The sequence below is a fragment of the Burkholderia sp. NFPP32 genome (assembly GCF_900119325.1).
In the GTDB taxonomy this organism is placed as follows: domain Bacteria; phylum Pseudomonadota; class Gammaproteobacteria; order Burkholderiales; family Burkholderiaceae; genus Burkholderia; species Burkholderia pyrrocinia_C.
Genome location: NZ_FPJP01000005.1, coordinates 280,056 through 300,139 on the forward strand (window position 1 = coordinate 280,056; position 20,084 = coordinate 300,139).

The window sequence follows — 20,084 nt, forward strand, 5'->3', positions numbered from 1 at the left end:
GAAACGCCGCTGAATCTGGCGTCCCCTAGGGGATTCGAACCCCTGTACTCACCGTGAAAGGGTGATGTCCTAGGCCTCTAGACGAAGGGGACAAAATCTTTTCAGATCTGTCTGACTTTCGCTATTCACTTCTCATCAACAGCGAAGGCCGGAATTCTAACTGCTTTAGATCATTCTGTGAAGCATTTATTACTACCACTACTGCTTCGCAAACCAATCCAATTTGTTCTGTTGGTGGAGGTAAGCGGGATCGAACCGCTGACCTCTTGCATGCCATGCAAGCGCTCTCCCAGCTGAGCTATACCCCCTTGCAGAACAGAAATGAGATTATATGGACCGACTTTGAACTTGTAAATACCCTTTTTGCGATTCGAGCGAAATTTTTTGCGAAGCCGCCGCGATCTCACGCGCAGACAGCTTCGCTCACGCACGAAGCTCAGGCCAGCGCGGCCTCGATGCGCGACACCACGACGTCGCGACCGAACAGCACAAGCACCGCATCGATCGACGGCGTGTGCGTCGTACCCGCCACCAGCAGGCGCACCGGCATCGCGAGTTGCGGCATCTTCAGCTTGTGCGTGCCGAGCGTCGCCTTCAGCGCGGCAGACACCGCTTCTTTCGTCCAGTCGGCCGCCTTCAGCGCGACGACGAGATCGGCCAGTGCCGGCCGCACCGCATCGGTCACGTGCTGCGCGATCGCATCGGCCTCCGGTGCCGGCACGCGGTAGAACATCGCGGCGCCTTCCGCGATCTCCTTGACCGTCGTCGCGCGATCCTTCATCAGGCCGACCACGGCGTCGAGCGCCGGGCCCGTCGCGAGCGCCGCGTCGTCGATGCCGAGCGCGTCGAGGAACGGCTTCGCGAGCGCGGCGAGGCGCGCGTTGTCGGCTTCCTTGATGTAATGCGCGTTCAGCCAGCTCAGCTTGCTGTGGTCGTACTGCGCGGGCGACTTGCCGAGATGCTCGAGATCGAACCATTCGACGAACTGCTCGCGCGAGAAGATCTCCGCGTCGCCGTGCGACCAGCCGAGGCGCGCGAGATAGTTGACGACCGCTTCGGGCAGGAAGCCTGCGTCGCGATACGCCATCACGCTCATCGCGCCATGCCGCTTGCTCATCTTCTCGCCCTGCTCGTTCAGCACGGTCGGCAGGTGCGCATAGACGGGCGCCTCGCCGCCGAGCGCATTCAGGATGTTGATCTGGCGCGGCGTGTTGTTCACGTGGTCGTCGCCACGGATCACGTGCGTGATGCCCATGTCCATGTCGTCCACCACCACGCAGAAGTTGTAGATCGGCGTGCCGTCCGGGCGCGCGATCACGAGGTCGTCGAGTTCTTCGTTCGAGATCTCGACGCGCCCCTTCACGGCGTCGTCCCACACGACCGTGCCGGTCAGCGGATTGCGGAAGCGCAGCACGGGCTTCACGCCTGCCGGCGGCTCGGGCAGCACCTTGCCGGGCTCCGGACGCCACGTGCCGTCGTAGCGCGGCTTCAGGCCGGCCTCGCGCTGGCGTTCGCGCAGCGCGTCGAGTTCCTCGGCCGACATGTAGCACGGGTACGCGAGGCCCTTCTCAAGCATCTGCGCGAGCACCTCGCGATAGCGGTCCATCCGCTGCATCTGGTAGATCGGGCCTTCATCGAAATCCAGGCCGAGCCATTGCATCCCCTCGAGGATCGCATCGACCGCTTCCTGCGACGAGCGCTCGACGTCGGTATCCTCGATGCGCAGCACGAACGTGCCCTTCATCTTGCGGGCGAACGCCCACGGATAGAGTGCGGAGCGGATGTTGCCGAGGTGGATGAAGCCGGTGGGACTCGGCGCGAAGCGGGTACGGACAGGACGGGTCATAAACGGTAACTCGAACGCCTGGGGCGCATGAATGATTCGACGCGGGATCGACGGCGGCAGCCCGGACAACAACGGGGCCGGCGACGCCCGGAACGGGAAAGAAGCCGGAATTATACTCGCGCCGGACATCGCGCCAAGCGCACCGCTTGCTTTATGATGTGCGCGCCGCGGCCGCCAGCCGGCGCGGCGCCGGCCGCACGGAACCTGCCGCGCGGCCGCTCGGAACCTATCGCCGCCGCGGGCCGTGTAACCCGCCGCCAAGCCGCCGGAGAACCATTCGATGTCGTCCCCTCGCCTGTCGCGCCGCCATTTCACGATCGCGTGCGCGTCCGCCAGCCTCGCCGCCTGTACGTCGTTCGGCGGCAAGTCCCGTCCCGACAACGCATCCAACGAAAAGCCCGTGAAGATCGGCATCGCGCTCGGCGGCGGCGCCGCGCGCGGCTTCTCGCACATCGGCGTGCTGAAGGCGCTCGAGGCGCGCGGCATCCCGATCGAGATCGTCGCGGGCACGAGCGCGGGCTCGGTGGTCGGCGCACTCTATGCGTCGGGCATGAGCGCGCTGCAGATCAACAAGATCGCGCTCGACATGGACCAGGCGGCGATCAGCGACTGGGCGCTGCCGTTCCGCTCGCGCGGCCTCTTGCAGGGTGTCGCCCTGCAGAACTTCCTGAACAAGACGCTCAACAACCGGCCGATCGAGAAGATGGCGAAGCCGCTCGGCATCGTCGCGACGGATCTGCAGAGCGGCCAGCCGATCCTGTTCCAGCAAGGCAACACGGGGCTCGCGGTGCGTGCGTCGTGCAGCGTGCCATCGGTGTTCGAACCGGTGAAGATCGGCAGCCGCGAATATGTCGACGGGGGCCTCGTGAGCCCGGTGCCCGCGTCATACGCGCGCAAGATGGGCGCGAGCTTCGTGATCGCGGTCGACATCTCGGCCCGGCCGGACGGCGCGGCGACCAACAACCCGATCGAGATGCTGCTGCAGACCTTCACGATCATGGGCCAGACGATCAAGACCTACGAGCTCGACAAATACGCGGACGTCGTGGTCCGCCCGAACCTCGCGGCCATGGGCGGCAGCGACTTCAACCAGCGCAACGCGGCGATTCTCGCAGGCGAGGAAGCGGTCGCGCGCATCATGCCGGAACTGCAGCGCAAGCTCGCGGCGGCGCGCGGCGTGGCCGCCGCGTAAGAAGCACGCCGGTCGCGGGACGCGCCGCCGCCCCGCGACCGGCGGAACGACTTCCGCGTCGTCGCCTGCGCCGGCCCCAAAACAAAAAACCCTGCCGCCTTTCGGTGACAGGGTTTTTTCGATCCGGTCCGGCTGACCGGCGAACGTCAGTTGTTGCCGCTCGCCGAATCGTCGCCGATCGTCGCGCGCACGCGCTGGCGCAGATCTTCGGCCTTCATCGGGAACTCCGACTCGAGCCGGCGCGCGCCGGTGAAACGCTTTTCCCAGTAGCCGCTATCGAGATCGTCGACGCGAACGGTGCTGCCCGTCGACGGCGAATGCACGAACTTGTTGTCGCCGATATAGATGCCGACGTGCGAGAACGTGCGGCGCATCGTGTTGAAGAACACGAGATCGCCCGGCTTGAGGTTGCTCATGCTCACCTTCTCGCCGACCCGGCTCATCTCTTCCGCGCGACGCGGCAGCGACATGCCGAGCGTGTCCTGGAACACGTAGCGGACGAAGCCGCTGCAGTCGAGGCCCGAATCCGGCGAGTTGCCGCCCCAGCGATAACGCACGCCGATCATGTTCAGCGCGCCGACGACGACATCGCCTGCCTTGCCCGCCATGCCGGCAAGGAACGACTTCGCGCCGCCGCCCGACGGCTGGGCACTGGTCTGCTGGGGGGAAGAACCCGACCCGATTTGAGTCGAATTCGTGACATTCTGGTTAAAACTGCTGACTTCGTCGGCGAACGCGCCGGAAGCTGCTGCGAACAGGGCGCCGATGAACAGCCCGGCGATGGTGCGCGCGCATGCCTGGGTCAGGGATCGATGCTGCATTGGTCGATGGAATGTGCTTAAAAATCAGCTGATTGGCGGAAAATTTCGGTCGATACTAGCCAGCGCGTAATCGTTTGTCAAAACAAATTAAAAAATACAATCGAGATGATCAGACCATTGGACGCCTATCACGCTTTCCAGACCGCTTTCAACAGCTTTTGTGTGTAAGGATGTGACGGTCTGGTGAAGATGTCGGCGACGTCTCCCGACTCGACGACGGCGCCGTCCTGCATCACCGCGACGCGGTGCGCCATCGCGCCGATCACCTCCAGGTCGTGGCTGATGAATACATAGCCGAGGTTGTATTTCTGTTGCAAATTCGCGAGCAGTTTCAGCACCTGCTGCTGGATCGACACGTCGAGCGCGGAAGTCGGCTCGTCGAGGATCAGGATGCGCGGCTCCAGCACCAGCGCTCGCGCGATCGCGATCCGCTGGCGCTGCCCGCCCGAGAATTCGTGCGGATAGCGGTGCAATACCGTGCGGTCGAGGCCGACTTCGCGCAGCACCGCGAGCGACTTCGCGCGGCGCGCATCGGGCGTCATTTCCGGGCGATGCAGTTCGAGCCCCTCGCCGACGATCCGTTCGATCGTGTGACGCGGCGAAAGCGAACTGAACGGATCCTGAAAGACGACCTGCATGTTCGAGCGCAGCGCGGTCTGTTCGCGGCCGCGATAGGTCGACAGCGCGCGCCCCTGGAATTCGATCTCGCCGCCGGCCGTCTTCTGCAGCCCGAGCAGCGCCATCGCGAGCGTCGATTTCCCGGAACCCGATTCGCCGACGATGCCGAGCGTTTCGCCCTGTCGCACCGACACCGACACGTCCGCGACGGCCGTCACGGGCACCGTACCGAACCAGCCCGCGAAGCCGGGCCGCTTGCGTGCGAACTGCACGCTCACATGGCGCGCGTCGAGCACGACGGGCGCGATCGGCATGACCGGCGCGACCGTGCGTTGCGGCCGGCTGTTCAGCAGCCGCTGCGTATAAGGATGCTCAGGTTCCGCGAAGATCCGCTCGACGGGCCCGCTCTCGACGAGCCTGCCGTGCTCCATCACCGCGACGCGGTCGGCGAAGTGGCGCACCAGATTCAGGTCGTGCGTGATCAGCAGGATCGCCATCCCGCGCTTTTCCGCCTCCTCGCGCTGCAGTTCCAGCAGCAGGTCGACGATCTGCGCACGGATCGTCACGTCGAGCGCGGTGGTCGGCTCGTCGGCGAGCAACAGGCGCGGCCGGCACGCGAGCGCCATCGCGATCATCGCGCGCTGCCGCTGGCCGCCCGACAACTGGTGCGGGTAGCTGTCGACGCGCTTGTCGGGTTCCGCGATGCCCGTGCGCGCAAGCAGCGCGATCGCGCGCTTGCGCGCCTCGACGGTCGATACGCCGTCGTGCAGCACGATCGTCTCGCCGATCTGCACGCCGATCGTATACAGCGGGTTGAGCGCCGTCATCGGCTCCTGGAAGATCATCGCGATGTCCGAGCCGCGCAGCCCGCGCATCTCGCGCTCGCTCTTGGCCGAAAGATCCTGCCCCGCGAAGCGGATCGCGCCGCTCACGTCGGCGTCGTGCAGCAGCCGCAGGATCGACAGCGCGGTCACGCTCTTGCCCGAACCCGACTCGCCGACGAGCGCGACGCGCTCGCCGCGGCCGATCGCGAGCGTCACGTCGTCCACCGCGACCGTGTCGCCGAAGCGCACATGCAGACGTTCGAGCGACAGCAGCGGCTCGTCGTGCCTCGATACGACCGTTTCGCTCATCGCTGGCCTCCCGCCGCACGTATCGAATCGGCGATCCGCGTGTCGAGCGCGTTGCGCAGCGCGTCGCCCATGAAGGTCAGCAGCAGCAGCGTCGCGACCAGCACGCCGAACGTCGACAGCGAGATCCACCATGCGTCGAGGTTGCCCTTGCCCTGCGCGAGCAGCTCGCCGAGGCTCGGCGTCGGCGGCGGCACGCCGAGCCCGAGGAAATCGAGGCTCGTCAGCGCTAGGATCGCCCCGCTCATCCGGAACGGCAGGAACGTGATCACCGGCGTGAGACTGTTCGGCAGCACGTGGCGCCAGATGATCTGCCAGTTCGTGAGCCCCATCGCGCGCGCCGCGCGCACGTAGTCCTGCGTGCGGTTGCGCAGGAATTCCGCGCGCACGTAGTCGGCCAGCCCGATCCAGCCGAACAGCGACAGCAGCACGATCAGCAGCAGGAAGCTCGGCTCGAAGATCGACGCGAAGATGATCAGCAGGTACAGCTCGGGCAGCGAACTCCAGATCTCGATCAGCCGCTGCCCGACGATGTCGATGCGTCCGCCGAAGAAGCCCTGCACGGCGCCGGCGGCGATCCCGAGCAGCGTGCCGATCACGGTCAGGATCAGCCCGAACTCGACCGACACGCGGAACCCGTACACGAGCCGCGCGAGCAGGTCGCGCCCCTGCGCGTCGGTGCCGAGCCAGTTCTGGCGCGACGGCGGCGCCGGGTTCGGCACGTTCGAGAAGTAGTTCAGCGTGTCGTAGTAATAGCGGTTCGGCGGGTAGACGACGAAGTTGCCGGGCGCTTCGAGCCGCTTGCGCACATACGGATCGAGATAGTCGGCCGGCGCCGGGAAATCGCCGCCGAAGGCCGTCTCCGGGTACGCATGGAACAGCGGGAAATAGTATTGGCCGTCGTAGCGCACGACGAGCGGCTTGTCGTTCGACCAAAGCGGCGCCGCAAGGCTCGCGGCGAACGCGACGACGAAGATCACGAAGCTCCAGTAGCCGAGGCGCTGCCGCCGGAAGCGCTGCCACACGCGGCGCGCCGGCGACGGCGACACGTGCGCGCGCGCCACGTCGATGCGGGACGACACGACGGCCCGGTTCATCGCGCGCCTCGCCCGGTGACGCCGGGCATGCAGACGGACGGTTTCATGTCAGCGCTCCAGGTTGTCGAATTGAATGCGTGGATCGACCCACACATAGCAGAGGTCGGAAATCAGCTTGGTCGCGAGCCCGATCAGCGTGAACAGGTACAGCGTGCCTAGCACGACCGGGTAATCGCGGCGCACCACCGACTCGTACGACAGCAGCCCCAGGCCGTCGAGCGAGAACAGCGTCTCGATCAGCAGGCTGCCGGTGAAGAACGCGCCGATGAACGCGGCCGGGAAACCGACGATCAGCGGCAGCATCGCATTGCGGAACACGTGCTTCCACAGCACGCTGCGCTCGGAGAGTCCCTTCGCGCGTGCGGTCAGCACATATTGCCGGCGGATCTGGTCGAGAAACGCATTCTTCGTGAGCATCGTGACGACCGCGAAGCTGCCGACGACCGACGCCGTGATCGGCAGCGCGATGTGCCACAGGTAGTCGAGCACCTTGCCGACGAGCGACAGCTCGGCGAAGTTGTCCGACGTGAGGCCGCGCAGCGGAAAGAGCTGCCAGAACGAGCCGCCGCCGAACAGCACGAGCAGCAGCACGCCGAGCACGAAGCCCGGGATCGCATAGCCGACGAGCACGACGAGGCTCGTCGCGACGTCGAACGGCGAACCGTTGCGCACGGCCTTCGCGATGCCGAGCGGCACCGATATGAGATACGTGAGGAAGAACGTCCACAGCCCGATGCTGATCGACACGGGCAGCTTCTGCACGATCAGCGACCACACGCTCTGATGGCGGAAGTAGCTGTCGCCGAGATCGAAGCGCGCGAAGCGCTTCAGCATCAGCCAGTAGCGCTCGAGCGGCGGCTTGTCGAAACCGTACAGCGCCTTGAGCTGCGCGAGCTGCTGCGCGTCGACGCCGGTGTGCGCACGCATCCCGAACGGCACCGCGCCCTGCTCCGTCGCGCCCTTGCGCAACTCCTGCACGGCCTGCTCGACCGGGCCGCCCGGCACGAACTGGGTCACCGCGAACGTGAGGGTCAGCACGCCGACGAGCGTCGGGATCATCAGCAGCAGGCGTTTGAGGATGTAGCTCCACATAGGGCGTCGACTCGTGATCGGTAGGCTGGGTTGGACGAAGGGCCGGCGCGGGTCAGTGAGCGGGCTTCGCCCACCAGGTCGACACGACCCAGCCCTCGGCCGAATAGTACAGCGGCAGCGTCTGCGGATAGGCGAGCGTGCGCTTGTACGCGATCCGGTGCGTCGTGCTGTACCACTGCGGGACCGCGTAGTAGCCGTGCATCAGCACGCGGTCGAGCGCGTGCGTCGCGTCGAGCAGCTCGTCGCGCGACTGCGCGGTGCCGAGCGCGTGCAGCAGCGCGTCGACGGCTGGCGACTTCAGCCCGATGATGTTGTCGGAGCCCGGTTCGTCGGCGAACTTGCTGCCGTAACGCGAGAACTGCTCGGCGCCCGGCACCTGCACGCCCGGCAGGCGGACCGTCGTCATGTCGTAGTCGAACGCATCGAGGCGCTTTTGCAGCAGTGCGTAGTCGGCCGTGCGAAAGCGTGCGTCGATGCCGAGCTTCGCCAGATTGCGCTGGTAGGCCGTCACAATACCTTCCATCGCCGCGCCCGCATCGTCGAGAATCTCGAACGTGAACGGCTCGCCGTTCGCGTTGCGCAACGCGCCGTCGCGATAGGTCCAGCCGGCCTGCGCGAGCAGCGCGCGCGCCTTCAGCAGGTTCGCGCGCAGCGAGCCCGGCGGGTTCGTGTCCGGCTGCGTGACCATCGGGCCGAACACGGCCGGGTCGAGCTGCGCACGCAGCGGCTCCAGCAGCTTCAGCTCGCCTGCGCCCGGCGTGCCGGTCGCCTGCAGGTCGGTGTCGGCGAAATAGCTGTCGAGACGCGTGTAGGCACTGTAGAACAGCTGCCGGTTCAGCCATTCGAAGTCGAACGCGAGATCGAGCGCCTGACGCACCCGTACGTCGCGAAACAGCGGCCGGCGCAAGTTCATGAAGAAACCCTGCATGCCCGCGCCGTTGTGCTGGCGGAATTCGCGCTTGACGAGCTCGCCGCTGTCGAAACGCTTGCCGACGTCGCGCCGCGCCCAGTTGCGCGCGATGTACTCGACGAGCACATCGTATTCGCCGGCCTTGAACGCCTCGAGCCTCGCGACGCCGTCGCCGTACAGCTTGTAGACGATCCGCTCGAAGTTGTGGGTGCCGACCCGCACCGGCAGGTCGGCGCCCCAGTACGCGGGGTTGCGCCGGTAGGTGATCGTGCGGCCGTTGTCGTAGCGCTCGATCAGGTACGGGCCGCTGCCGATCGGCTGCTCGAACGCGAGCTGGTCGAACGGGATGCGCGAGCCGTCCGCGCGCAATCCCCACTTGCGCGAGAACACGGGCACGCCGCCGGCGATCAGCGGCAGCTCGCGATTCGCGCTGCGGAACTCGAAGCGCACGGTGGCCGGGTCGACGACCACGGCCTTCGCGATCTCCGCGAAATACGCGCCGAACTGCGGCGCGGCCAGCTTGCTCTTCAGCGTGTCGAACGAAAACTTGACGTCGTCGGCCGTGACGGCGTCGCCGTTCGAGAAGCGTGCGCGAGGATTCAGGTGGAACGTGACCGAACGGCGATCGGGCGCGATGTCGATATCGTCGGCAAGCAGCCCGTACGCGGATGCCGGTTCGTCCGAGCTGCCCGTCGCCAGGCTCTCGAACAGGTTGTCGATGCCCGGCGCGGGGTTGCCGCGCATCGTGAACGGATTGAACTTGTCGAACGACGTCAGCCGGCTCGGGTTCGCGAGCACGAGCGTGCCACCCTTCGGCGCATCGGGATTGACGTAGTCGAAATGCTTGAAGCCCGGCGGATATTTCGGCTCGCCGTACTGTGCAATCGCGTAGGCTGCGTGCGCGGCCGTCGCGGCCAGCGCCGCCTGCATCGCAAACACCGCGGCAACGCGGCCGGCGGCCCGTGCGGCATGCAGCGCGCCGAAGCGGACGCGCGCGATGGCGGCCCGGGGCGAACCCTTCGTCATAGAGGCCCTGTCGGTCGAATGAGGGTAGTAACGTGGGACGATTCTACCCATTCAATCCTTCGAGCCAAAAGAAAACCGCCACGCGGGCGGTTTCTTCATGAACGGACAGCGCGCCCGCGTCACGGGGCGCAGCGTGTCGATCAGCGCCAGCCGTTGTGGCGACCATGATCCCAGTGACCACGATCGCGATCGCCGCCCCAGCCGCGGCCATGGTGGCGATACCACTCGTCGCGGCCCCAGTAGCGGCGGCCGTCCCAGTAGCGATCGCCGTGCCAGCCGATCACGATCGCCGGCGCCGGCGCATAGACGGGCGCAGGTGCATACACGGGCGCCGGCTGATAGATGACCGGCGGCGGCGGCGCATACACGGGCGCGGGCGCGACATAAACCGGTGCCGGCACGCCGACGTTGATCCCGACATTGACTCCCGCCATTGCTGCGCCCGACACGAGCAAGGCCGTCATACCGGTCAAGAGCGAGGCAACACGCAAGGTCTTCATGGATTCCTCTTCTGGTTGTGTCATGTGTGATTCGACTATAACTGCCAGGGCCGTCTCCGCATATTTCAAGTTTGTAAGAACTGATGCGCGGCATCGCAACGGAATGCGTGCGCTAACGTCTTGTAACAATCGGCGCCTGCCCCGCCCTCACCGCGGGCTTTCCTAAAACATCTTTCATCCTGGTCCGCGCCCGGCGTTAAGCGGCGCCACGCACACTGCGCGAGCCGAACCGGGTTCCCGCCACGCTTCGGCACCTCGCTGACAGGCCGGCGCCCCGCGCCGGCGGAGACCTCGCCGATGCTGAAACTCGTCCGACTCGCGCTCGCGCGCCCCTACACATTCATCGTCCTCGCGCTACTGATCCTGATCGCGGGACCACTCTCGGCGCTGCGCACGCCGACCGACATTTTTCCCGACATCCGGATTCCGGTCATCAGCGTCGTGTGGAACTACGCGGGCCTGCAGCCGGCCGACATGTCGGGGCGCGTCGTCACGTATTACGAACGCACGCTCGGCACCACGGTCAACGACGTCGCGCACATCGAGTCGCAATCGTTCCGCAGCTTCGGGATCGTCAAGATCTTCTTCCAGCCGAGCGTCGACATCCGCACGGCCACGGCACAGGTCACGTCGATCTCGCAGACCGTGCTCAAGCAGATGCCGCCCGGCACCACGCCGCCGCAGATCCTCAACTACAACGCATCGACCGTGCCCGTGCTGCAGCTCGCGCTGACGAGCGACACGCTCAACGAGCAGCAGCTCGGCGACTACGCGACCAACGTGATCCGGCCACAGCTGCTGTCGGTCGCGGGCGTCGCAATTCCGTCGCCGTACGGCGGCAAGGTGCGCCAGGTGCAGATCGACCTCGATCCGCGAGCGCTGCAGGCGAAGGGGCTGTCCGCGCAGGACGTCGCGACCGCGCTCGCGCAGCAGAACCAGATCATCCCGGCCGGCACACAGAAGATCGGCCGCTTCGAATACAACATCCGGCTCAACGACAGTCCGCTGACGATCGACGAACTCAATGCGCTGCCGATCCGGACCGTGAACGGCGCGGTGATCTTCATGCGCGACGTCGCGCACGTCCGCGACGGTTTTCCGCCGCAGGGCAACATCGTGCGCGTCGACGGCCGCCGCGCGGTGCTGATGAGCGTGCTGAAAAGCGGCTCGGCGTCGACGCTCGACATCATCGCAGGCGTCAAGGCGCAGTTGCCGCGCATCGAGGCGACGCTGCCGCCGTCGCTCAGGCTCGTCGTGATGGGCGATCAGTCCGTGTTCGTCAAGGGCGCCGTGAGCGGCGTGGCGCGCGAAGGCCTGATCGCCGCCGCGCTCACCTCCGCGATGATCCTGCTGTTCCTCGGCAGCTGGCGCTCGACGCTGATCATCGCCGCGTCCATTCCGCTCGCAGTGCTGGCGGCGATCGCCGCGCTCGCCGCCGCGGGCGAGACGCTCAACGTGATGACGCTCGGCGGGCTCGCGCTCGCCGTCGGTATTCTCGTCGACGATGCGACCGTCACGATCGAGAACGTCAACTGGCATCTCGAACAGGGCAAGGACGTGCGCAGCGCGATCCTCGACGGCGCGTCGCAGATCGTCGCGCCGGCTTTCGTGTCGCTGCTGTGCATCTGCATCGTGTTCGTACCGATGCTGCTGCTCGACGGCGTGGCCCGCTTCCTGTTCGTGCCGATGGCCGAAGCCGTGATCTTCGCGATGATCGCGTCGTTCGTGCTGTCCCGCACGTTCGTGCCGATGATGGCCCGTTACCTGCTGAGACCGCATGCCGCGCATCCGGCGGCTGTGCTTGCGCCGCACGGCGCACCGTTCCCGCCGTCACGCGCGCGCAATCCGCTGGTTGCGTTCCAGCAGGGATTCGAACGCCGCTTCGCGGCACTGCGTGCAGGCTACCGCGTCGTGCTCGGCCTCGCACTCGCCCACCGCACACGCTTCGTCATGCTGTTCCTCGCCGCGGTCGCGTTGTCGTTCGTACTGGTGCCGTGGCTCGGCCGCAATTTCTTCCCGTCGGTCGACGCGGGCGAAATCGCGATCCACGTGCGCGCACCGATCGGCACGCGCATCGAGGAGACGGCCGCGCTGTTCGACCGCGTCGAGCGCACGGTGCGCGGCGTCGTGCCGCCGCACTCCCTCGCGAGCATCGTCGACAACATGGGTTTGCCGAACAGCGGGATCAACCTCACGTACAGCAACAGCGGCACGATCGGCCCGCAGGACGGCGACATCCTCGTGTCGCTCACGGGCGACCACGCGCCGACGGCCGACTACGTGAAGCGGTTGCGCACCGTGCTGCCGCACGCGTTCCCGGGCGTGACGTTTGCGTTCCTGCCCGCCGACATCGTGAGCCAGATCCTCAATTTCGGCGCGCCCGCGCCGATCGACGTGCAGGTGACAGGCCCCGACCGTGCCGCCAACCGCGCCTATGCGACCGAGCTGTTGCGGCGCATCCGGACGGTGCCGGGAGTCGCCGACGCGCGCGTGCAACAGGCGTCGACCTATCCGCAGTTCACGGTATCGGTCGACCGCGCACGCGCCGCGCAGCTCGGCATCACCGAGCAGGATGTCACCAATGCCGTGGTGGCGAGCCTGTCCGGCACGAGCCAGGTGTCGCCGACCTACTGGCTCGATCCGCACAACGGCGTGTCCTATCCGATCGTCGCGCAGACGCCGCAGTACCGGATGACGTCGCTGTCGGACCTGCGCGCGCTGCCCGTCACGGGCCGCTCGGGCGCCCCGCAACTGCTCGGCGGCCTCGCGACGATCGTGCGCGGCCAGACCGACGCGGTCGTGTCGCACTACGACATCGCGCCGCTGTTCGACATATTCGCGACGACGCAGGGCCGCGATCTCGGTGCGGTCAGCACGGACATCGACCGCGTGCTGCGGGCGAGCGCCGCCGATCTGCCTAACGGAGCGCGCGTAACCGTGCGTGGCCAGGTGCAGACGATGAACAGCGCATTCGGCGGGCTGCTCGCCGGCCTCGCCGGTGCGGTCCTGCTGATCTATCTGCTGATCGTCGTGAACTTCCACTCGTGGCGAGACGCGTTCGTGATCGTGAGCGGACTTCCCGCGGCGCTCGCCGGCATCGTATGGATGCTGTTCGTCACACGCACGCCGTTGTCGGTGCCGGCGTTGACGGGCGCGATCCTGTGCATGGGTGTCGCGACCGCGAACAGCATCCTCGTCGTGACCTTCGCGCGCGAACGGCTCGCACACACGACCGACGCGGCCGTCGCAGCGCTCGAGGCCGGTTTCACGCGCTTTCGGCCCGTGATGATGACGGCGCTCGCCATGATCATCGGCATGGCGCCGATGGCTCTCGGTCTCGGCGACGGCGGAGAACAGAACGCCCCGCTCGGCCGTGCGGTAATCGGCGGCCTGCTTTGCGCGACCGTCGCGACGCTGGTGTTCGTGCCCGTCGTGTTCAGCCTCGTCCACCGGCGCGATCGCGCGCCCCGCTCCGAATCCTTGTCCCTCACTCCGGGAGAGCAACATGTCCACTGAATTCGAAATCCGTCCTTCCGGCACGCCGCGCTACCTGAAGCCGCTCGCGATCGCGGGCGTGATCGCCGCGCTCGCCGCCGCGGCAGCCGGCCTCGTCGCACGCGCACACGATGCGCGCGCGGTCGCCGCGTGGACCGCGCAGCAGGCGATCCCGACCGTCGCGACGGTTGCGCCGCAGCCTGCCGCCGCCGACGCGCTCGTGCTGCCCGGCCGCCTCGATGCATATGTCGACGCACCGATCTACGCGCGCGTGCCCGGCTACCTGCACGCGTGGTACGCCGACATCGGCGCGCACGTCAAGGCCGGCCAGCTGCTCGCGTCGATCGACACGCCCGATCTCGACCAGCAGTTGCAGCAGGCACGCGCCGACCTGCAGAGCGCGAGCGCGAACGAGCGCCTTGCGGCCGTCACGGCCGCACGCTGGGCCGAGATGCTCGCGCAGGACTCCGTCTCGCGGCAGGAGGCTGACGAGAAGCGCAGCGACCTCGACGCCAAACGCGCGGCCGTCGCGGCAAGCACCGCCAACGTGCGTCGGCTCCAGGCGCTCGAATCGTTCAAGCGGCTCACCGCGCCGTTCGACGGTGTCGTGACCGCCCGCAAGACCGACGTCGGCGCACTGATCGACGCGGGCAGCGGCAACGGCGCCGAACTGTTCACCGTCTCGGACGCGCGGCGGCTGCGGCTCTACGTACACGTGCCGCAAGACGATGCGGGCGCGATCCGGGCGGGCATGCACGTCGCGCTGACCGTGCCCGAGCGCCCGGGCACGACGTTCGACGCCACGCTCGCGGATTCCGCGCAGTCGATCGATCCTGCTTCCGGCACGCTGCTCGCGCAGTTCTCGATCGCCAACCCCGAAGGCACGCTGTTCCCGGGCGAATATGCGCAGGTACGCATCGCGGTGGCCGATGCCGCGCATGCACTGACGGTTCCGGCCAGCACGCTGATCTTTCGCCATGACGGGTTGCAAGTCGCCGTGCTCGACGCGAACGGGCATGCGCGGCTGCGCAACGTATCGATCGCGACCGACCTCGGTACGCGCGTCGAGATCGCGTCGGGGCTCGCGGCCCGCGACCGCGTGATCGACAATCCGCCCGATTCGCTCGCGGACGGCGACCCCGTGCGCATCGCAGGCGCCGCAACGACGGAGCGTACGCATGGCTGACCGTCTGCTCGCCGGGTTGCTGGCCAGCGTCGCCCTGCTCGCCGGCTGTTCGTTGGCACCGGCCTATCGCGCGCCGACCGTTCCGCTTCCGGCCGCCTTTCGCGAAACGGGCTCGTGGGTCGATGCCGCGCCGGCCGACCGCCTGCCGCGCGACGGCTGGTGGCGCGTGTACGGCGACGCGACGCTCGACCGGCTCGAGCCGCTCGTCGCGCGCGCGAATCCCGACCTCGCCGCCGCCGTCGCGCGGCACGACGAAGCCGCTGCGCTGTTCGACGAAGCACATGCGGCGTTGCTGCCGACCCTGGGCATCGATGCCGAGACCGACCGCGACCGGCAATCGGCGCGCCGGCCGCTGCGCGGCAGCGGCCAGCCCGACATCTACGAGTCGAACACGCTCGAAGCTGGAGTCGGCTACGACATCGATCTGTGGGGCAAGGTCCGCAACACGGTCGCGGCCGGCCGTGACGACGCGCAGGCGGCCGGCGACGACCTCGCCTCCGTCCGGCTCAGCCTGCAGGCCGCCGTCGCCAGCACCTACTTCGATCTCGCGGGACGAGACCGCGAAGCGGACACGCTCGCGCAAACGATCGACACGTACCGTCGCGCATGGCGACTGACGGTCAGCCGCCATCTCGGCGGCCTCGCATCGGGGCTCGACGTATCGCGTGCGCAAACGCAGCTCGCGCTCGCACAGGCGCGCGCGTCCGACATCGCCGCGCGCCGCGCGCTCGACGAGCACGCGATCGCAGCGCTCGTGGGCGCATCCGCGTCGACGTTCTCGCTGCCACCCGTCGCCGCGCTGCCGCGCGTTCCGTCGATTCCGACCGGATTCGCGTCGACGCTGCTCGAACGCCGCCCGGACATCGCCGCCGCGGAACGCCGCGTTGCGGCCGCTAACGCAAGGATCGGCGTCGCGCGCGCCGCCTGGTTCCCGGACCTGTCGCTCGGCCTCGACGCCGGTTTCCAGAGCGATACGTTTTCGCCGTGGCTCGCCGCGCCGAACGAGATCTGGTCGATCGGGCCGCGTCTCGCGATGACGTTGTTCGACGGCGGCCTGCGTGCCGCCGGCGTACGCAAGGCCCGTGCGCAGTTTGCCGAACAGGGCGCGCGCTACCGCGCCGTCGTGCTGCAGGCGTTTCGCGAAGTCGAGGACGATCTCGCGCTGCTGCACCGCCTCGGCGACGAATCCGGCCAGGACGACGCGGCGCTCGTCGCGGCCCGGCATTCGCTTGCGCTTGCGATGTCGCGCTATCGCGACGGTGCCGTCAGCTATCTCGACGTGGTCACCGCTCAAACGACCGAGCTCGATACGCAGATTGAGTCGCTCGATGCCGATGCCCGACGGCTGCAGGCATCCGTCGGGCTCGTGCGCGCGCTCGGCGGCGGCTGGCGCGACGCGCGTTCATGAACGTTTCTTCATCGGCGCGCCGGGCTTCTGAACGTCCGCACCCGATAACGTGTTTCCGGCCGCCATCGCACACGCGGCACCGGCCACCGCCACACGAAAAGGACCACGCCATGAAGACATCGATGTTCACCATCCTCCTCACCGCCTTCTGCGTCGCGCTGCCCGTTCGGGCCAGCGCAACGCAACCCGGGGCGGCCACCGCGCCGCAGACGCTCGCATCGGCTGCACCCGCACCGTCGTCGCCGCCCGCTGCATGGAATGCACCGCAGACAACGCCGCTGACGCGTGCGCAGGTCTATCACGAACTCGTCCGCGCCGAACGCGACGGGCAACTCGCGCAACTCAATCGCGAACTCTATTCGCACTGACCGCATGCAACCGGGCGTGCCGCGCGGCGCGCGGCACGCCTGCCGTCCGCCGCCATCGCGCACTACCGCACCGTCATGCGCCCGCGTCGAACCTGAACCCGAATCGCGCGACCGTTTCGATGCGCGCGGAAAAGGCGTGCGCGGCCAGCTTGCGCCGCAACCGGACGACCAGCGCATTGACCGTTTCGGGTTCGATGTCGGCATCGCCCCACGCGTAACGCAGCACGGCATCGCGCCCGACCGGCCGCCCCGCGGCGCGCAGCAGGCATTCGACGAGACGGAATTCCCGCGCGCTGAGCGCCAGCCTCCGCCCACGCTCTTCGAGTGCGCGTGTTGCCGTATCGAGCCTGACCGACTCACGCATCTCGATGACGCCCGCGCGGCGCCACAGCGCGCGCAAACGCTCGTGCAATTCCACGAACGAACACGGATGGGCAACGCACACATCACAGCCGGCCTGCAGCATCCGCGCGCGCTGTGCGGGTGTTGCACCGGCGACGATCGCGGCGATCGTCGCGCCTGCGGCCGATACGGCAAGTCGCGGCAATGCATCGAGGACCGCCGGACCGGCAGCCGCGTCGGGCGCAACGATCACTATTGCATCGAACCGGTCCTGCGTCGCCGCGAAGCAGCCGTCACGCCATTCCTCGACGCGCTCGACGCCGTGCGTGCTCTCGCGAAAGGCCTTGTCGAGCCGCGCGGCCTCCGGACTCGGCGGAGAAATCAGCAGGATGCGCATCGACCGTTTCCCAGTGCCGTCATGCAAGCGAGCGTGGCCAGCATTCGACCGTAATCGCCGCGCCGGCCGACTCCGCATCGCCGATCCGCAGCGCGAAACCGTGCACGTGCATCACCGCCGATACGATGCTCAACCCGAGCCCCGAGCCTTTCACATGACGCGTGCGCTCGCCGCGATAGAAGCGTTCGAGCACCGCGTCACGCTCGCCGGGCGGGATGCCCGGCCCACTGTCCTCGAGCCGGACGAGCGGGCCGCTCGGCGTCGCGCGGAGTATGGCGCGCACGCGACCGCCCGGCGGCGTGAACTTGATTGCGTTGTCCGCGAGATTGCTGAACGCCTCGAACAGCAATGCGCGGTCGCCATGAATACCGTCGACCGGTGCCGCGTCGAGCTCGAACGACACGTCGACGGCTTCGGCCAGCGGCTCGTAGAGCTCGCACACGTCGCGCAGCAATGCCGCGACGTCGACCGCGGCAAAGCCGCCACGCCGGCTCAGCGTACCGATCTCGGAGATGCGCAGCATCGCGCGAAAGCGCTCGAGCAACCGGTCGGTCTCGTCGCGCGCCGACGCCAGGAGTACCGCCGACGCGGGATCGTCCGCACAAAACGGCTGCTCGGCGAGTCGCGCCAGCATCGTATGCACGCGCGCGAGCGGCGTGCGCAGATCGTGCGCGATGCCGTCGCAGGTATGACGCACCTCGCCCATCAGTCGCTCGACTTCGTCGAGCATGTGATTCACGAGGTGCGCGAGCAGGTCGAGCTCGTCGTGGCGGCCGACCGGCAACCGCTTGCCGAGATCGCCCTCGGCAATCTGCCGCGTGGCGCGCCGGATCGCGGCGACGCGGCGCATCTGCCGCATGCCGAGCATGCTGCCGCCCGCGATGCCCGCGATCAGGATCATCACGCCGCCGATCACGAGCCCGCGAATCGCGACATCGCGGATCTGGATGAAATGCGACAGGTCGCGCGCGACGACCAGCGTCATTCCGTTGTCGCGGCGCACGGCCATCGCGCGCGTGATCCGTGCGGGCTGACCGTCGAGTGGTACGAGCGTGCGGTTCAGCGTGCGTCCGCCGCGATCCGTACGCAGCGCGGGCAGCGTCGCGATGTCGCCGGCAACGCGGCGCCCGGCCGCGTCGAACAGCCCGTAAAAACTCGTATGCATGTGTTCGTGCTCGAGCCGCCGATGGATCGCGAGCGGCAACTCGGCATCGGGAATCGAATCGAAATAGATCAGTTGCCACGCGAGCACCTCGTCAGTGTCGCGCGTCATCGTATGTGTCGCGGCGAAGCTGATCACGCCCGCGAGCAGCAGCAGCGAAACCGAGAAGATCGCCGCATACGCGCACAGCCAGCGAAACGTCGTCGTATGCCAGCGGCGTGTGAAGTTCGCCGCGCGAGCCGCATCCATCCGTGCCTCCGTTACGCGAGCATGTAGCCCGAACCGCGCACCGTCTGGATCATCGGGTTCGCGCCGGGCGGATCGATCTTCTTGCGCAGCCGGCCCATGTGAACGTCGATCAGGTTGGTACCGGGATCGAAGTGATAGCCCCATACGGCCTCGAACAGCATCGTGCGCGTGATCGTCTGGCCGGCGTTGCGCATCATGAATTCGAGCACGCGAAACTCGGTCGGCAGCAGCGGAATCTCGTCGGCGCCGCGGCGCGCGCAGCGCGAAATGAGGTCGAGCTCGAGCGCACCGACCTTCAACAGCGTCTGCTGCGGCACGCCCGACGCCTGCCGGCGGCGCAGCAGCACCTCGATGCGTGCGCTCAGCTCGCCGGAATCGAATGGCTTCGTCAGGTAATCGTCGCCGCCCGCGCGCAGCCCGCGGATGCGCTCGTCGACGTCGCCGAGCGCGCTCAGCATCAGCACCGGCGTATCGATGCCGACCGTGCGCATCGCGGTCAGAATCGCGAGGCCGTCAGCGCCCGGCAGCATCCGGTCAAGCGTGATCGCGTCGTACGATGCGCTCATCGCGCGCATCATCCCTTCGCGGCCGTTGTCGATCCAGTCGACCTCGAACCCGCGCGCGGTCAGTTCGCCGACGATTTCGTTCGCGGTCACCACATCGTCCTCGACCGTCAGTACTCGCATGCCTGTCCTCGCAATGAACTTCATGACGGGCGCACGCCATGCGCCCGCGGCTATCGTAGACGACGCGGTCGCCGTCCGGCGCTACATGAAGATAGCTTCATCCGGCGCCGGGCGCGCGCTCGTGAAACATGTTTCATCCGTGCGTCGCCCACCCCGTCGTGCGCTCCGCCTACGCTGACGTCATGCGGCATCGGGCCGCGAACACAGGAGCCACCGAATGAAACTATCGACTATCGTCGCCTGCATGCTGCTCGCATGCGCGAGCACCGCCGCGTTCGCGGCGCCACATCTGACGCCTCAGGAATGCAATGCCTATCCGTTCGTTCACACGGGCCATGAAGTCACGCGCGCGGACCTCGTGCGCGAGCTGACCGAACTCGAACAGGTCGGTTACGATCCGGCGCACGCGAGCCCCTACTATCCCGACGATCTCGACGGCGCGAAGCATCGGCTCGCCGCCGAGTACCGTACGGACTGCACGCATGCGCTGACGGCGGACGCGGGCTCGCACTGACAGGCTCGCGCAACGCGGCGGGAATAAAAAAGGCGGCACTCACGT

At 67.4% G+C, this 20,084-nt stretch carries 16 protein-coding genes and 2 tRNA genes; 6 read left to right on the plus strand and 12 right to left on the minus strand.

The genetic code is table 11. The features are described 5' to 3' along the window. Positions 1–16: 16 nt before the first annotated feature. The 3 genes from BT264_RS13005 to gltX all read right to left on the minus strand — a co-directional run bounded on the left by BT264_RS13005 (position 17) and on the right by gltX (position 1,846). Positions 17–92: transfer RNA gene (locus BT264_RS13005), tRNA-Glu, on the minus strand. Positions 93–232: 140 nt separating this feature from the next. Then, positions 233–308: transfer RNA gene (locus BT264_RS13010), tRNA-Ala, on the minus strand. Between the two features lie 128 nt (positions 309–436). Next, a complete protein-coding gene (gene gltX, locus BT264_RS13015; protein ID WP_072437063.1) occupies positions 437–1,846 on the minus strand; it encodes a glutamate--tRNA ligase in 1,410 nt (469 codons plus the stop codon). 280 nt (positions 1,847–2,126) lie between these two features. Between gltX and BT264_RS13020 the strand changes: the two genes are divergently transcribed. Continuing rightward, the gene (locus tag BT264_RS13020; protein ID WP_072437062.1) at positions 2,127–3,038 is read left to right on the plus strand and encodes a patatin-like phospholipase family protein; all 912 of its coding nucleotides are present in this window, start codon (positions 2,127–2,129) and stop codon (positions 3,036–3,038) included. Between the two features lie 146 nt (positions 3,039–3,184). Here the strand turns inward: BT264_RS13020 and BT264_RS13025 are convergent, their stop codons facing one another. The 6 genes from BT264_RS13025 to BT264_RS13050 all read right to left on the minus strand — a co-directional run bounded on the left by BT264_RS13025 (position 3,185) and on the right by BT264_RS13050 (position 10,232). Continuing rightward, on the minus strand, positions 3,185–3,859 hold the full coding sequence (locus tag BT264_RS13025; RefSeq protein ID WP_072437061.1) for a C40 family peptidase: 675 nt from the start codon (positions 3,857–3,859) through the stop codon (positions 3,185–3,187). Between the two features lie 128 nt (positions 3,860–3,987). Beyond that, positions 3,988–5,610 (minus strand): ABC transporter ATP-binding protein, encoded by a 1,623-nt coding sequence (locus tag BT264_RS13030; protein WP_072437060.1) that lies wholly within the window; start codon positions 5,608–5,610, stop codon positions 3,988–3,990. Then, positions 5,607–6,704 (minus strand): ABC transporter permease, encoded by a 1,098-nt coding sequence (locus tag BT264_RS13035; protein WP_072437059.1) that lies wholly within the window; start codon positions 6,702–6,704, stop codon positions 5,607–5,609. Before BT264_RS13035 ends, BT264_RS13030 begins: the two co-directional genes overlap by 4 nt. Before the next feature lie 48 nt (positions 6,705–6,752). Beyond that, positions 6,753–7,796 carry a microcin C ABC transporter permease YejB gene (locus BT264_RS13040; protein ID WP_072437058.1) on the minus strand — a complete coding sequence of 348 codons (1,044 nt, stop codon included), beginning with the start codon at positions 7,794–7,796 and terminating at the stop codon, positions 6,753–6,755. A 52-nt stretch (positions 7,797–7,848) separates the two neighbouring features. Beyond that, a complete protein-coding gene (locus BT264_RS13045) occupies positions 7,849–9,732 on the minus strand; it encodes an extracellular solute-binding protein (protein ID WP_072437057.1) in 1,884 nt (627 codons plus the stop codon). A gap of 140 nt (positions 9,733–9,872) precedes the next feature. Next, the gene (locus tag BT264_RS13050) at positions 9,873–10,232 is read right to left on the minus strand and encodes a hypothetical protein (RefSeq protein ID WP_072437056.1); all 360 of its coding nucleotides are present in this window, start codon (positions 10,230–10,232) and stop codon (positions 9,873–9,875) included. 297 nt (positions 10,233–10,529) lie between these two features. Here BT264_RS13050 and BT264_RS13055 point away from each other — a divergent pair, with 297 nt between their 5' ends. From BT264_RS13055 to BT264_RS13070, 4 genes are all read left to right on the plus strand, one after another. Then, a complete protein-coding gene (locus tag BT264_RS13055) occupies positions 10,530–13,748 on the plus strand; it encodes an efflux RND transporter permease subunit (RefSeq protein ID WP_072437055.1) in 3,219 nt (1,072 codons plus the stop codon). Then, positions 13,738–14,913 carry an efflux RND transporter periplasmic adaptor subunit gene (locus tag BT264_RS13060; RefSeq protein ID WP_072437054.1) on the plus strand — a complete coding sequence of 392 codons (1,176 nt, stop codon included), beginning with the start codon at positions 13,738–13,740 and terminating at the stop codon, positions 14,911–14,913. Before BT264_RS13055 ends, BT264_RS13060 begins: the two co-directional genes overlap by 11 nt. Then, positions 14,906–16,321, plus strand: coding sequence for an efflux transporter outer membrane subunit (locus tag BT264_RS13065; RefSeq protein ID WP_072437053.1), 1,416 nt, complete (start codon positions 14,906–14,908; stop codon positions 16,319–16,321). Before BT264_RS13060 ends, BT264_RS13065 begins: the two co-directional genes overlap by 8 nt. A gap of 110 nt (positions 16,322–16,431) precedes the next feature. Continuing rightward, complete coding sequence (locus tag BT264_RS13070; protein WP_072437052.1) at positions 16,432–16,689, plus strand: DUF4148 domain-containing protein; 258 nt, start codon at positions 16,432–16,434, stop codon at positions 16,687–16,689. A 73-nt stretch (positions 16,690–16,762) separates the two neighbouring features. Here BT264_RS13070 and BT264_RS13075 read toward each other — a convergent pair whose 3' ends face one another. From BT264_RS13075 to BT264_RS13085, 3 genes are read right to left on the minus strand one after another with little or no spacing between them, the layout of a single operon-like run. After that, the gene (locus BT264_RS13075; RefSeq protein WP_072437051.1) at positions 16,763–17,428 is read right to left on the minus strand and encodes a response regulator transcription factor; all 666 of its coding nucleotides are present in this window, start codon (positions 17,426–17,428) and stop codon (positions 16,763–16,765) included. 19 nt (positions 17,429–17,447) lie between these two features. Next, a complete protein-coding gene (locus BT264_RS13080) occupies positions 17,448–18,839 on the minus strand; it encodes a sensor histidine kinase (protein WP_072437050.1) in 1,392 nt (463 codons plus the stop codon). An 11-nt stretch (positions 18,840–18,850) separates the two neighbouring features. Further along, complete coding sequence (locus BT264_RS13085; RefSeq protein ID WP_072437049.1) at positions 18,851–19,525, minus strand: response regulator transcription factor; 675 nt, start codon at positions 19,523–19,525, stop codon at positions 18,851–18,853. A 217-nt stretch (positions 19,526–19,742) separates the two neighbouring features. Between BT264_RS13085 and BT264_RS13090 the strand changes: the two genes are divergently transcribed. Further along, the gene (locus BT264_RS13090; RefSeq protein WP_072437048.1) at positions 19,743–20,039 is read left to right on the plus strand and encodes a DUF4148 domain-containing protein; all 297 of its coding nucleotides are present in this window, start codon (positions 19,743–19,745) and stop codon (positions 20,037–20,039) included. Positions 20,040–20,084 lie beyond the last annotated feature (45 nt).

Bases quoted from the DNA above. Each gene is read 5' to 3' on its own strand.
- gltX (WP_072437063.1), bottom strand. From the start codon at position 1,846: ATGACCCGTCCTGTCCGTACCCGCTTCGCGCCGAGTCCCACCGGCTTC.
- BT264_RS13020 (WP_072437062.1), top strand. From the start codon at position 2,127: ATGTCGTCCCCTCGCCTGTCGCGCCGCCATTTCACGATCGCGTGCGCG.
- BT264_RS13025 (WP_072437061.1), bottom strand. From the start codon at position 3,859: ATGCAGCATCGATCCCTGACCCAGGCATGCGCGCGCACCATCGCCGGG.
- BT264_RS13030 (WP_072437060.1), bottom strand. From the start codon at position 5,610: ATGAGCGAAACGGTCGTATCGAGGCACGACGAGCCGCTGCTGTCGCTC.
- BT264_RS13035 (WP_072437059.1), bottom strand. From the start codon at position 6,704: ATGAACCGGGCCGTCGTGTCGTCCCGCATCGACGTGGCGCGCGCGCAC.
- BT264_RS13040 (WP_072437058.1), bottom strand. From the start codon at position 7,796: ATGTGGAGCTACATCCTCAAACGCCTGCTGCTGATGATCCCGACGCTC.
- BT264_RS13045 (WP_072437057.1), bottom strand. From the start codon at position 9,732: ATGACGAAGGGTTCGCCCCGGGCCGCCATCGCGCGCGTCCGCTTCGGC.
- BT264_RS13050 (WP_072437056.1), bottom strand. From the start codon at position 10,232: ATGAAGACCTTGCGTGTTGCCTCGCTCTTGACCGGTATGACGGCCTTG.
- BT264_RS13055 (WP_072437055.1), top strand. From the start codon at position 10,530: ATGCTGAAACTCGTCCGACTCGCGCTCGCGCGCCCCTACACATTCATC.
- BT264_RS13060 (WP_072437054.1), top strand. From the start codon at position 13,738: ATGTCCACTGAATTCGAAATCCGTCCTTCCGGCACGCCGCGCTACCTG.
- BT264_RS13065 (WP_072437053.1), top strand. From the start codon at position 14,906: ATGGCTGACCGTCTGCTCGCCGGGTTGCTGGCCAGCGTCGCCCTGCTC.
- BT264_RS13070 (WP_072437052.1), top strand. From the start codon at position 16,432: ATGAAGACATCGATGTTCACCATCCTCCTCACCGCCTTCTGCGTCGCG.
- BT264_RS13075 (WP_072437051.1), bottom strand. From the start codon at position 17,428: ATGCGCATCCTGCTGATTTCTCCGCCGAGTCCGGAGGCCGCGCGGCTC.
- BT264_RS13080 (WP_072437050.1), bottom strand. From the start codon at position 18,839: ATGGATGCGGCTCGCGCGGCGAACTTCACACGCCGCTGGCATACGACG.
- BT264_RS13085 (WP_072437049.1), bottom strand. From the start codon at position 19,525: ATGCGAGTACTGACGGTCGAGGACGATGTGGTGACCGCGAACGAAATC.
- BT264_RS13090 (WP_072437048.1), top strand. From the start codon at position 19,743: ATGAAACTATCGACTATCGTCGCCTGCATGCTGCTCGCATGCGCGAGC.